The organism is Psychrobacter sp. G, assembly GCF_000418305.1.
In the GTDB taxonomy this organism is placed as follows: Bacteria; Pseudomonadota; Gammaproteobacteria; order Pseudomonadales; family Moraxellaceae; genus Psychrobacter; species Psychrobacter cryohalolentis.
In genome coordinates, this window is the sequence record NC_021661.1 from 2,648,183 (window position 1) to 2,661,602 (window position 13,420).

Here is a 13,420-nt window from a genome sequence, read left to right on the forward strand (position 1 = left end):
TACCAAATATCCTTGCCGCTCGTTATCATTATTGCTGTGAGTTATATAGATCAAAAATGCCGACGACCAGCGTAGTCATCGGCATTTTTGGTTCATTGTCTGATTTAAAAGCCACTCAACATAAAGCGCACGTTATAAATATTAAGCTTTTAGTTGCAAATAGCTTATCTTAAATCGTAGACGAAAAAAAACGAACCCGAAGGTTCGCTTTTTTTTCATCTTGCTCTAAGCGTCTATAAAGACAGATTAGATAGCAACGATGTTATGGGCTTGTGGGCCTTTTTGACCTTGAGTTACAGTGAACTCAACTTCTTGGCCTTCAGCTAAAGTTTTGAAACCTGAACCAGTGATTTCGCTGTAATGAGCAAAAACGTCTGCGCCAGTTTCTGGAGCGATAAAACCAAAGCCTTTAGCTTCGTTGAACCACTTAACTGTACCTTTTTGAGTATCTGACATATTGATAATCCTACTTTTAAATTTATTAATGGTCTAGTGACCGGTAACGCTTGCAAATAGCTACTGAACGATAAATATTAAAACGAAGGATTATAACTAATACTACGAGGTAATGATTTGGTGCAGAACTGCTCTTAAGCTTGGAAGTATTATAAGGGCAAGATCCCATTTTCGCAAGTATTATCTTAGATTTCATGTAACCAAAGCCGCTTTTTGGCTGTTTTTCGCCCTAAAATCAACGCATTTTAGGCATTTGGCAAACGGAACAAATAGACCGCTACCCCAGTACAGACCGTGGCTACCAGCCAAGCTACCCACATCATATCTGCAGGAATGTTAAAAAATAACATTGTTGTTGAAATTGCCATCATTATCGTCGCTAGCCACTTGCCATATAAAGGTACAGCATGGCGATCTTCCCAATCTCGGACGAATTTACCAAAATATTTATGATTAATCAGCCAAAAATGAAAGCGTCGTGAGCTACGCGCCCAGCACCCTGCCGCTAGTAAGATAAAAGGTGCGGTCGGCATGACAGGTAATAATACCCCAATGATACCCAAGGCAAAAAACAACCAACCAAATATCAAAAACATCCAACGCACCGTTGGATTGTTATGTTGATTGGTCTTGGGTCGGTAATAAAAAGATTTTTTTGATTGAGTCATGATAGTTTTATCAGTCAGTGTGAGACATTAGGTCATCAGGTATGGACTACCTATATAAGTTATCAAAGATAAAGAAATTGAAACCTAGGTTCAAGACTGATTTTGCACGGTTTTGCTACCGATACGTAGCTTGTTTAGCAGTTAGGTAAATATCGGTCGTTATTCACTATGGTTTGGCAGGATAGCTTTCCCAGTAATCAGCGATTGCTTTTGGAAAACAGTATTCTTTTGGCATCACAGTAATGGCGATGGGTACTAATATGGATTTGGTCACACCGCCGATACTGTCACAAGTGGCATCGGTAGGTACGTCATAATAAATCACGCGCAAGGTATTCTGCGGACAAAGGTCTGAGCACTGAAAGGATTTGACCACTGCAATACCGTTATGCACGCCAATGACCTTCTGCTGCGCGCCTTCGGTTGGTGCTGATTCTTTTTGCTGGGCAGCTCGAATAAGATCAGCATCTGTTAAGATGTTTTCATTGGTAGGTAAAGAGACGCAAGCGCTTAGACTCACAAACAAAGCACTTAAAGTGAGGGCTTTTGTAGTTGATGTTGTTTTCACAGTGAACATGGCGGTTACTCCTCAGTTATGATGTTATCAATCCAATCTTACGAGCTTCTTTTAGCCATATTGGAAACTCTTCTAGCATATTCTCATACAAGGCTTCTTCGCTGATATCGTCCAAGTCATCGAGTTCAAAGAAGTCGCAATTATCAATCACGCGCCCTGTCATGTCGTCTAGTTTTTTTAGGATGCCATAACTACGACCACCCAAGCCCACAAACTGCCAAAATATCGGTAGTTTCGCGGCTTCCGTCATGACTCTCGTGATACCGCGATTGTCATTCACTCCGCCATCACTGATAAATAGCACGTAGATAGGCACATCCAAGCCGTCCTTTTGATAAAACTCCGTCACGGCTTTCATGACTTCTGCTTCATTGTTGATGCGTGGACCAAGTACCCATTTGCGCCAACCACCATGAGCGTTGTCAATGAAACCCTCATAGTTGCTCAGCCCAATCTCGCCCAAATGCTGCGGATCTCGGGCAAATGCCCAGCAGTCTAGCGCTTTGTCATCATCAAAGCTCACTGCTAATGGCAATAAGCGGTTAACCACCTCTTGCACGCGGCCTTTTTTGTACTGCCTGTTCATTGAGCCTGAGGCATCTAACACCAGTGCTACCTTTGCGGTTAATTGCTGCAATTGGCGTTTCTCAAGCGATATCGTGGCTTTTTTGGCCAGATTGACCAGCTTTGGCGCTTTGTCTAGCATGACTTTCTCTAACGACGGTTTTGCTTGAACTGGCGTTACGGTCGGCTCGAGTACTTGCGGGCTACTCTCTTCTACGTCACCACCGAAATGCTGCACGATGGCGGCAAGGCCACCATTAAAGCCTTGCGCGACGTTAGATACTCGCCAAACGCCACTCTTACGATACAGCTGCATCAACATACTGGCTTGCTGCTGGGCAAAGTCTGCTGCTTGATATTCTGCCTGCACTTTTTGTGACTGCTGCCAAATGCCAATCTCTAACGATTGAATTTGATTGAGCGGCGTATCGGCTGATAACACAAAAAACAAGCTGTCTATATTAGTAGCCAGCTTGGATAAATTCACTTCAAATTCGGCTTGGATGCCTTTGTTCGCCGTTGGCTGCGACTCGTAATGGGTGAGCTTGATTTGCCCACAAGGTGAGGTTGGCTGATTGTAAAACACCATATAATCATCATTGATCAGTTTGCCCGCTGCGTTTAAGGCAAAGCAGCTGATGTCCATCTCTATTGGGCTTTGGCGGGTGAACTTAAGCGTGATTGGTGCGGTATCATCAATAGCAAGATTGCTTAAAGGCGAGCGTTGTCCGACAGTGAGATGGTTCATGGTGTTCCTTAACGTTGAGTGTGTCGTTTAACAGCTACAACAATTTGCCAAATCAGTATGCCAAACCAAATATAAAATAGTAAGCTGATAAATTCTATACCGCTACTGTTCTCTAAAAAACGACTGAAGGGTAGGAAGTTTTTTGCAGCTTCATTAACTTGAATTGACAAACAATCAAACCAAGGATGTAAAAGATAATCATAACTTTCAAAAAATGACTTATGAATAGATAATAAACTTGTATAAATTACTAAGCTTAAAAACAGTAGTATACTAGGCTTAATATAACTTCGTCCAAAATCTGAAATTTCTTCATTAGCACGATAGATTAATCTATCCCATTTGTCGCCACCATCATTAAGTTCTTTTTTATAAGCACTCATTTCTTCAACAAAAAATCTATTCGCTTCAAGTCGGTTACCAACATCATCGAAAGAATTTTTAATAATTCTAAATGTTTCTCTATTAGTATTTATTGGATTAATTTTAGTTTTTAAGAAATTAGGCTGTTCTTTCAAATTAGAGTTTTCAAAGTCTAATCCAGATAAAAAATTAGTACGTCTAAAGTTAGAAAAACTCATGAAAGTGGTATATATAAACTTAGCCTGATATTCTTCTGTATCCTTACCAACTACTCCGAACGTTACTTCTTCAAAGACAGCAAAGCCATTAAAAATACTCTTATAGAAATATGACTTTTCAAATTTACTTTCAAATGAGTCAAATACTTTTCCTACATTAGAGTTCCTAAAATCCAAATTTTTAATTACACTGCTTTTTATTTCAAATTTAGATTCGAATTCAGTATCTTCGATAAAAAGTTTATTTATGTGCATTGAATTCAACTTCAAACTAGATTCAAAAACACTTGATAAAATTATTAAATTCGGAATTCTACCTTTTGAATCTTCTTCACAATCAAATATATCTGCTCTAATACTCATATCGCAGATAGTTAAATCATCATTGAAAACACATCCTGAAAACAAAGTACTTTCAACAAAGTTATTATCTTCATTTGGGATAACTTGCGTTTTCCCATTGAATGTACATTCAGAGAATAATGAGTCAGTAACACTATCCAGTAGTGTTACTGGCTTAATCGAAAAATCACTTGCAAAGTAACAACTTTCAAAGAAAAAACTTATCTCCCTTATATTTAAATCGTCTAAGTAAAATACACAATTGATAAAATGTATTCCTTTAAACATTTTTAATGTCTTGAAGTAATCAAAACTATCCCTGCTATCTCTAGTTGGAAATCTTATACCTGAAAAAACTATATCAATTTCACAAAAAAACCTTTCTATTACAGTCGATAAATGAAGATCTCTACTAGTATTAAGATATGCTTTTAATTCGTAAACCAACTGGTTAGCATGGTGGTTTAGACCTTTGTAACTATAATAGTCATCCTTAAAGTAGCTCAATATATAACTATTTAATAAGTTGGTAAATTCTGATAGTAAACCATTGTACCAATCTGTGCGATAATCACCTTTTTCACAATGTAAGGCACACTTATCCAATGTGCCGAACGTAAGATTTAAGCAATCATCTATTTTACATTTTACTTTTATAGTGAATACATTTGAATGACTAAAACCCTTAGACTTGGATGGATTCACTAATGTGTATTTCATTACAACGCCTTTGACTCTTCCATCTACGCTGTCATCGTGGTCAACTGCCCCTCTAACTTAGCCAGTTTAACCTTTTCAGCATCAACCACTTCCGCAGATGCTTTACTAACGATACTTTTTGCAGCTTATATAGATATATTCGAGTTCATATTAATAGACTGTAAATAATAGCATACAAATATTCAGTATTTATTAGAACTAATAATTAGTTTGAGCACTAACCAACAGACAATAAAAAACGCCGTCATAAATTATGACAGCGTTTTTTGTTTATACAGATACTTTTATACTAATTACAACGCCTTTAACTCTTCCATCTGCCCCGCCATAGCCGTCAACTGCCCTTCTAGCTCAGCCAGTTTCGCCTTTTCAGCATCGACCACTTCCGCAGGTGCTTTACTGACAAAGCCTTCATTACCTAGCTTGCGAGCGATACCTTCGGCTTGACCTTTCAACTTATCATAAGACTTGCCCAAACGAGCCAGCTCAGCCGTTGGATCGATAAGACCTTTCATTGGCACAAGCACGCGTAGCTGACCGACCATACTTGATGACGATAGTGGCACTTCATCGCCTTCTTTGACGATTTCCAAGCTCTCGACTTTGGCAAGCGCTTTGAACTGGTTTTTGATACGTGATAGACGCGCATCTTCATCGCTAGAGATATTTTGTAGTAGCACTGGTAGACGTACCGCGTTACCCAGTTTCATCTCACCACGGATGTTACGGACGCTAGCGATTAGCTCCTGTAGCCACGCCATATCCGCCTCAACCTGCTCACTGATTTGTGCATCATCCGTTTTTGGATAGTCAGCGACCACGATGCTGTCAGTGTTTTTGCGATTCAGTAGCGGTGCAACCGTCTGCCAGATTTGCTCAGTCAGATACGGCATGATTGGATGGCTAAAGCGTAGCGCCGTCTCTAGCACGTGCAGCAGTACATAGCGGATTTGCGCTTTACGCTCGTCAGACACCGAGTCATCATTTAGGCTGGCTTTGGCAAGCTCAACGTACCAATCACAGTACTCATTCCAGATAAACTCATAGATATCTTGGCTGACCATATCGAGACGATACTGGGCGAAATGCTGATGGATATCGGTAACGGTAGAGTTCAGACGACTCATGATCCATTTTTCTGGCAATTCCCAAACGTCAGGGTTGGCCGCTTGATCGATAGGCTTGGCACTGCCTTCGCTATCGACACAGTTCATGAGTACAAAACGGCTGGCGTTCCAGATTTTATTACAGAAGTTACGATAGCCTTCGACACGCTTTAGATCAAAGTTAATATCGCGACCGGTACTGGCCAATGAGGTAAAGGTAAAGCGCAGTGCATCCGTACCAAAGGCTGGGATACCTTCTGGGAACTCTTTACGCGTTTGCTTTTCGATTTTGGCCGCATCTTTTGGATTCATCATATTGCTGGTGCGTTTTTCTACCAGTGCTTCTAGATCGATACCGTCGATAAGGTCAATCGGGTCTAAGACGTTACCTTTTGATTTTGACATTTTTTGACCATTGCCATCACGTACCAGACCATGCACATAAACGGTCTTAAACGGTACTTGCGGCGTGCCATCTTCGTTTTTCACGAAGTGCATGGTCATCATGATCATGCGGGCAACCCAAAAGAAGATAATGTCAAAACCCGTCACCAACACGCTGGTCGGGTGAAAGGTATCCATCACGCGTGGATCGGCGTTGACGTCTGCCCAGTCAAGCGTACTGAACGTCCATAGACCAGAACTGAACCACGTATCGAGCACGTCATTATCTTGGCGCAATACGATATCGTCGCTGAGATTGTACTTACTACGTACCTCGCTTTCGTCACGGGCGACATAGATTTCACCCGTCGCATCGTCATACCATGCAGGGATACGATGACCCCACCACAACTGACGGCTGATACACCAGTCTTGTAGATCGGTCATCCACGACATATACATGTTTTTGTACTGCGCAGGGACGAATTCGATGCTACCGTCTTCTACCGCGTCAATCGCAGGCTTGGCAAGCTCTTTGACTGCGACATACCACTGATCGGTCAACCATGGCTCAACGATCGTACTGCCACGCTCAGCACGCGGGGCTTTGAGTGCGTAGTCTTCGATATCTTCTAGCCAGCCCTGCTCGCCTGCTTGCTCGACAAGGAACTTACGCGCAGCAAAACGCTCAAGTCCTGCGTACTCGCTTGGCGTGGTCTCTAATTCTGGCTCACGTGTCTGCAAGTCAGGATAGACTTCCATCGCTGGCAAAATATTGGCGCGCTCATCAAGAATATTAATTAATGGCAAGCTATGACGACGACCCAATTCATAATCGTTGAAATCATGCGCTGGAGTAATTTTCACACAGCCAGTACCAAAATCGATATCGACATAATCATCAGCGACGATAGGCACGACACGACCAGTGATTGGCAAGGTAATGGTTTTGCCGACCAAGTGTGCATAACGCTCATCGCTCGGATTGACCGCAACAGCGGTATCACCAAGCAAAGTCTCAGGGCGCGTAGTAGCAACCACTAGATAGTTTTTACCATCTTGAGTCGTTAAGTCTGCATCCGTGAAATGATAGCGGAAATGCCACAAGCTGCCTTTTTCGTCATGGTTTTCCACTTCTAAATCAGACAATGCGGTTTGGAACTTAGGATCCCAGTTGACCAAACGCTTACCACGATAGATAAGTCCATCGTCGAACAGGCGTACGAACACTTCTTTTACCGCGTTAGACAGACCATCATCCATGGTAAAGCGCTCACGTGACCAATCCACCGAGCTGCCCAAACGGCGAATTTGGCTAGTGATATTGCCGCCCGACTCTTCTTTCCATTCCCATACTTTATCGATAAAGTCTTCACGCGTCATATCACGGCGCTTGATACCTTGCGCCTCTAGGCGACGCTCAACGACCATTTGAGTTGCGATACCCGCATGATCCGTACCTGGCTGCCACAGCGTGTTGTCACCATCCATGCGGTGGTAACGTGTGAGCGCATCCATGATTGCGTTGTTAAAACCATGTCCCATGTGCAGCGAGCCAGTGACGTTCGGTGGTGGCAAGGCAATAGAAAATGACTCTTCTTTGTCAAAAGTCGGCTGAAAATAGCCGCTTTCTTCCCAACCTTGATACATGCCCGCTTCGACTTCCGCAGGATTATAGGCGTTTTCAAGTTGGCTAAGTGCCGCTTGGATAGATTGGGTCAGGTTAGTTTTGCTGCTTTGAATATCAGGAGTGCTCATAATAAAAAGGTCTTTTGTGAATAATGAATGTGGTCAAATAAATACGTTAAAAATTAGGAAAATAATGAATAGAGTGATTTTAACGCAGATAGGCAGATTTTGTTAGATGCTAAGGTAATTTATCAGCCTTACAGCGCGTCATTACGCCCCTAACACCAGCAAATAGCAGAAAATACCAATAAACAACTCCAATCGGCTGAACTTCCCACAAAATAAATCCTAGTCGTGTTATAAAATACAGGTGATGCGAGAACTTATATAGTTATCGTATAGCATAATAAATGGCGTTTTTATCCTAAAATGATAGCCTGATAAATAGCGAGCCAACTGTGTCCCAAGATACTGAGCACACTTATAACAATAGCAGCCACTCTAAAGCTGACAAGATAGATGATAAGCGCTTGATTGATGAGAGCACTAATCATCCATCTAGTACTAAAAATAAAGATATTAGCGATGCGGATACGCCAGACGACACTAATGCAAAAGAAAACTTGGAATACGAAGACTTCTCTGAGGATATTAGCAAAGAAGACCAAGAAACCATCAAAAAAGTCGCCAACGATGACAATTTAAGTCAAGCAAAAAGCTATGCTAGTATCTTAGTCGAGCAAGTGATGGATGCCAGAGAAACTTTTGAGCGCTCACTTGGCTCACTATTTACCAGTGCTTTTACCGCTGGCCTTGAGATAGGTATCAGCTTCTTTATGATTTTAGCGGCTTTTGCGCTTTTGAGTGGCGTGCTACCGAGCCATTATGCGGTTGTACTCGCCTCCCTACTTTACCCGATTGGTTTTATCATCGTCGTCATCGGTCAGTCGCTATTATTTACCGAACAAACCTCACTCTTAAGCCTACCTGTGCTCAATAAAATCGAACCGCTCAATAAGCTGCTACGCCTGTGGGCAATCGTCATCGCTGGCAACGTCGTTGGCGGCTGTTTATTTGCGGCATTAATGATAGGTTTGGGTTTAAATATGCAGCTGTTTAGCGTCAGCGACATTGATATTTACGCCGAGCATATCTTAGGGTTTAGATGGTGGGTAATATTTGGCAGTGCCATCTTGGCAGGCTGGATGATGGGCGTCACCGCGTGGCTTGTAACCTCAGCGCGCGATACCCTTAGCCGCATCGTCTTGGTGACGCTTATTACTGGCAGTATCGGCTTTTTGGGTTTGCATCATAGTATCGTGGGTAATATCGAAGTATTCTCAGCCTTGCTCTATGGCAATACCGTCAGCTTGGGGCGTTATTTGCTGTTTTTAGCCGTGGTGTTGGTTGGCAATACCGTCGGCGGCGTGGTATTTGTCGCGATACTTAAAAACCGTACCTTCCTATTTGAATTAGCCAAAGTAAAGGAAGAAACAGCTAAGGATAAGTTAGAAGCACAAAACAATATCCGTGGACCTTACTAGAGATAATTAGTACGGTATTTTTAAATCGGGCGCGTAAATTCCACAACCGCTTTTAACTATAATAATTCCATTGAAAAACAGTACAAGGCTGCTGGGAGAAGTTTTACGCAGCCTCTGGCGTGCAAAGCACACAGCAAGCAAGGAAAATTTACCACAGTAGCCTTTTATAACATTTGTACTTATTTTATTTAGCACTGACTATATCGAAAGCGGTTATGCAGCTTTATAACTAAAAAATTATAATCGAGCAATTATGCCTGAGTAATTATACAAATAACTCATCCCTATTTACAGCATACGCGCTGCCAACACACTACTTTCTATCTCAGACTTTCTTAACTTATTGTGCCGAGCGCTAAATATACGCACCAAAATGCCTGCCGTTAGGAACATTACCAAGGTATAAATAGCTGGCATCATCGACATATCGTAGTTAGATAATAGCGTTAATGCCATAAATATCGACAAGGTACTGTTTTGTAGACCGACTTCTAGCGTCACCGAAGTCCTTTGCGCTAAGTTAAGACCGAACCATTTGCTACTATAATAACCGAGCGCCATGGTTGAGACGTTTAATAATACCGATACAGGGCCGGTAGCGATAAAGGCGTCGACAATGATATCGCGTTGTACATAACACAAAAACAGCACTAAAAACGTTAAAAATATCACCCCAAATCGAGACACATAGACTTGTGAGCGATCGGCGACTTTTGGTGCGTAGCGTTTAATCAGCATCCCAATGCTAATAGGTACAATCGTCAGTACCACTAAGGTAAGCACGGTTTTTACTACCGGCAATTCAAACTCACTACCGCTGCCCATAAAATAAATCAATGAAAAACTCAGTACAATGGGAATGGTAAATACCGTAATAACGCTGGCAATCGCTGTCATCGTCACCGACAGCGCCACATCGCCTTTAGCCAAATAGGTAAATAAGTTTGAGGTAGTGCCGCCCGGACACAGAACGAGGAGCATAACTCCGACGGCGTATTCTGGGCGTAATGGCATGATATTAGCTAGGGCAAAGCCAATAATTGGCAACAGTATCAGCTGATTGGTCAAGCCAATACCAACGGCTTTTGGGTATTTTAATACCCGTTTAAAATCATTGGTAATAAGGGTCAAACCCATACCCATCATGATTAAAAACAAGCAAATAGGAATAACAACGCTATTTACTAAGGTGACTAGAGCCAGACTTTCCATAACTACATCCCTGTAGATAAGACCTATTGCTAGGTCAATTTATAATGATTCAATGATGCCTGATTAGCAATCCTTGCTAATACGCTTGTCACTACCTGCTAATGCTTATAGATAACGGACATCACCCGTTTTAAACCATTCTTTTATAGCATATCTCATAGCATGCTATTGCTAACTATCAACAATAATTAAGAATTAATAAGGGGAGTATATAGGGCAAAAGCTAGGTTTAGCTGTTTTATTCAACAACTCGCCAGTCAAATGCAGAATATAGAGATTGAGTAGGAATAAAAGGGATTGTAATGAGATTAAATGAGAGTGTTTAATGTGAGCTTTTGGATAATTTGGATTTTGATAATTGGCGTTAAATACTTTTAGTTAAATAGCTATGACGGTATAAACGCTTATTTTTTGGAAATATTGATTGAGGTTTTGGCAAGAGTATTGCTGAAAGCGTTATTGGGCGCTTTAGTAGAATTTTCAGTACTCATAACTGCCGTACCGTAAGCGATCGCTTCGACCATACTACCCAATTGATTGATGTTACTGACTTCAAGACGCAAACCATAAATATGATTATAGCCTTTTGCCTGTGCTTGGGTGCGCATACGTACTAAAGCTTCACGGCGGGCGCGATCAAGCAAGGTCTCATAGGTGGTTAGATTTTTGCCAAAGAAACTCAGCACTTTGGCAATGACCATTTTAAAATAATCCTGCGCAATAACGACGCTACCAAGCACCAACTCACCCTCAGACTGAGAGACCAGTTTTGGTACATAAAAACGCTCACTTGAGACAATAATATGGCTCAACTTAGCTTCGGCAATAGTCAATCTTGCCAAATGCTGACGCTCATGACGCGCACCAAAAAACCAGCCAACTATAAATAAGACCAGCAGCGGTGCATAGTTTATCAACATTTGGCTGAACGATTGATTCATGGAACGTCTCTTATCATCAAAAAAGCTACCTGTCAGTACTTGAGCGTAGTCTTATTCACCAAAAGGATTAAAGCGTGGTAAATCATCAGGTGACTTTACTGTTGAAGGCTGAGCAACTGACGCCACAGGCTCTTCATATTGAGAATGATGATTTGATGACTGATTCGTTGATTGATAGACAGGCTGTTGTGGCATCCGTACGGCTTTGACCGCTGTACCGTAAACAAATAGCTCAGAGGCACCTTGTGCAATACTAGAGGTCGAGAAACGCAGTCCAACCACTGCATCAGCGCCCAACGCCTCAGCTTTGACGATCATACGATCAATCGCCTCTTGACGCGATTCTTCTAACAGCTCCGTATAGGCAGTGAGCTCACCGCCTACAATATTTTTTAGACCCGCAAATAAATCTTTACCAACATGCTTTGAGCGCACGGTACTGCCGTATACCACATCCAAGCGCTCAGTAATCTGATAGTTGGGCAAGTGCTCAAGATTGGAGAGTTGGACAGTCATAGTACAGCCTTATTGGTAACCTACAGAATTAGTGACTTACAGAATGATAAAAACGTATCGCCCGTTCAAGATAAAAGCACGATACTTTAAAACGCATTAAAAAGCACATTGCTCAAATAATTTATATTGAGCAAACTCTTTAGTCGTTAGTATGGAACAACAAAAACAGCTCAGTTAAGTTGCCTTCGATGCTGTTTACCATTTGTACCATTTTATCTTGATCTTTACGCATCTCAGCAAGCTCAGGATCTTCATCATCGATACCACTCAGCACAATCATCGGCAAGGTCAAAACAGCCACATCTTCTGCAGTCTCTTCGTTTTCCATCCAATCACTGGCTTCATCACCATACATTGCATCCACAAAGCCAATCGACCAAGCAACGATATCTGAATCATCAGAAAAATCGACCGCCACTTCTTCATTGCCCGCATCTTCACCAAATGGTAGCTCAATAGGCGTCTCGTTTTTTAGCTCAGCGATGATCGACTCGCGCCAGCGCTGAATACCATCAATCACGTTTGCTGGAATCTCGCTCACATTATCTTCAAACAATGCTTCTAACCAATTAGGCAGTGGACGCCCAATAACGGTCGCAGTCAAAAAACCATGAGTCGCAACACTATCAAGTACAAATGCGCTTTCTTCGTTGTCTAAATAATCGAGTAGTTCATCGAAACTAAGTTGGTTGGTCATGGTGTCGTTGTCCTTAAAAGATGGATTGCGCCATGCGCAATAAATAAGAGTTATATAAAATAACGAGAGGTATAAAGATGACGATTATCTTGAATAAGTCAATCTACCCAAAGATTTTTTAAATCAATCATTGCTAAAGTACAGCTGTGAGAAATAGCTGGCTAAATAGGTGCTGTTCACTATTGATACTATCAAAATCAGAACCCAACCAGCTTAACACAGCACACTTAGGATAATTAGTTAACGATGGTTAGCTAATAGCCATAAGAGTGCAAATCAACACTTAAAAATTATTCGCAAAATATTTGCGTGATAGCCCTATTATAGCGATGACGAATTAAAGTTCGTCATCATCCCAATCATCGCCATCTTCATCAAAATTATCGATATCGTCTAGATCATCCTTTAGCTCTTTAGCCAAACGTTTTTCTTCTAGCAGATTATCAATTAGACGACGCTTCTCAAGGCTACTTAAGCGTGTACGTACACTCGTCTCTGCTTCTTCAACCATCTTTGCATCATCATCATCAACGAAATCATCATCAAAATCGTCATCAATATCAGCATCACTCATGACCAACTCCTATCTTTTTTGGCAAAATTACTGAAAAGTTATCAATATATATATGCCTTATAAAGTCTCTATTAAGCCTTGTCAATGCTTTTTATTACTATGACGCATTTACAAGTCAACAACAAGACACTATTGGTCATTATCGCGCAGGCAATTGTAGA

At 41.5% G+C, this 13,420-nt stretch carries 12 protein-coding genes; 1 reads left to right on the top strand and 11 read right to left on the bottom strand.

Going from position 1 to position 13,420, the window contains the following annotated elements; genetic code table 11:
* Positions 1–246: 246 nt before the first annotated feature.
* The 6 genes from PSYCG_RS11100 to PSYCG_RS11125 all read right to left on the bottom strand — a co-directional run bounded on the left by PSYCG_RS11100 (position 247) and on the right by PSYCG_RS11125 (position 7,904).
* The gene (locus PSYCG_RS11100) at positions 247–456 is read right to left on the bottom strand and encodes a cold-shock protein (protein ID WP_010201661.1); all 210 of its coding nucleotides are present in this window, start codon (positions 454–456) and stop codon (positions 247–249) included.
* 245 nt (positions 457–701) lie between these two features.
* Positions 702–1,124 carry a YbaN family protein gene (locus PSYCG_RS11105; RefSeq protein WP_020444281.1) on the bottom strand — a complete coding sequence of 141 codons (423 nt, stop codon included), beginning with the start codon at positions 1,122–1,124 and terminating at the stop codon, positions 702–704.
* Between the two features lie 166 nt (positions 1,125–1,290).
* Positions 1,291–1,701, bottom strand: coding sequence for a hypothetical protein (locus tag PSYCG_RS11110; RefSeq protein WP_020444282.1), 411 nt, complete (start codon positions 1,699–1,701; stop codon positions 1,291–1,293).
* A 16-nt stretch (positions 1,702–1,717) separates the two neighbouring features.
* On the bottom strand, positions 1,718–3,013 hold the full coding sequence (locus PSYCG_RS11115; protein WP_020444283.1) for a VWA domain-containing protein: 1,296 nt from the start codon (positions 3,011–3,013) through the stop codon (positions 1,718–1,720).
* 8 nt (positions 3,014–3,021) lie between these two features.
* Positions 3,022–4,656: a hypothetical protein gene (locus tag PSYCG_RS11120; RefSeq protein WP_020444284.1), complete on the bottom strand. Its 1,635-nt coding sequence runs from the start codon at positions 4,654–4,656 to the stop codon at positions 3,022–3,024.
* 293 nt (positions 4,657–4,949) lie between these two features.
* On the bottom strand, positions 4,950–7,904 hold the full coding sequence (locus PSYCG_RS11125) for a valine--tRNA ligase (protein WP_020444285.1): 2,955 nt from the start codon (positions 7,902–7,904) through the stop codon (positions 4,950–4,952).
* Positions 7,905–8,233: 329 nt separating this feature from the next.
* Here PSYCG_RS11125 and PSYCG_RS11130 point away from each other — a divergent pair, with 329 nt between their 5' ends.
* Entirely contained in the window at positions 8,234–9,319 is a 1,086-nt protein-coding gene (locus PSYCG_RS11130; protein WP_020444286.1) for a formate/nitrite transporter family protein, read from the top strand.
* A gap of 288 nt (positions 9,320–9,607) precedes the next feature.
* Here the strand turns inward: PSYCG_RS11130 and PSYCG_RS11135 are convergent, their stop codons facing one another.
* From PSYCG_RS11135 to PSYCG_RS11155, 5 genes are all read right to left on the bottom strand, one after another.
* The gene (locus PSYCG_RS11135; RefSeq protein WP_020444287.1) at positions 9,608–10,531 is read right to left on the bottom strand and encodes a bile acid:sodium symporter family protein; all 924 of its coding nucleotides are present in this window, start codon (positions 10,529–10,531) and stop codon (positions 9,608–9,610) included.
* 404 nt (positions 10,532–10,935) lie between these two features.
* Positions 10,936–11,472 (bottom strand): YbjQ family protein, encoded by a 537-nt coding sequence (locus PSYCG_RS11140; protein WP_020444288.1) that lies wholly within the window; start codon positions 11,470–11,472, stop codon positions 10,936–10,938.
* Positions 11,473–11,523: 51 nt separating this feature from the next.
* Entirely contained in the window at positions 11,524–11,988 is a 465-nt protein-coding gene (locus tag PSYCG_RS11145) for a YbjQ family protein (RefSeq protein WP_020444289.1), read from the bottom strand.
* 139 nt (positions 11,989–12,127) lie between these two features.
* The gene (locus PSYCG_RS11150; protein WP_020444290.1) at positions 12,128–12,685 is read right to left on the bottom strand and encodes a UPF0149 family protein; all 558 of its coding nucleotides are present in this window, start codon (positions 12,683–12,685) and stop codon (positions 12,128–12,130) included.
* A gap of 337 nt (positions 12,686–13,022) precedes the next feature.
* Complete coding sequence (locus PSYCG_RS11155; RefSeq protein WP_011281113.1) at positions 13,023–13,259, bottom strand: PA3496 family putative envelope integrity protein; 237 nt, start codon at positions 13,257–13,259, stop codon at positions 13,023–13,025.
* Positions 13,260–13,420 lie beyond the last annotated feature (161 nt).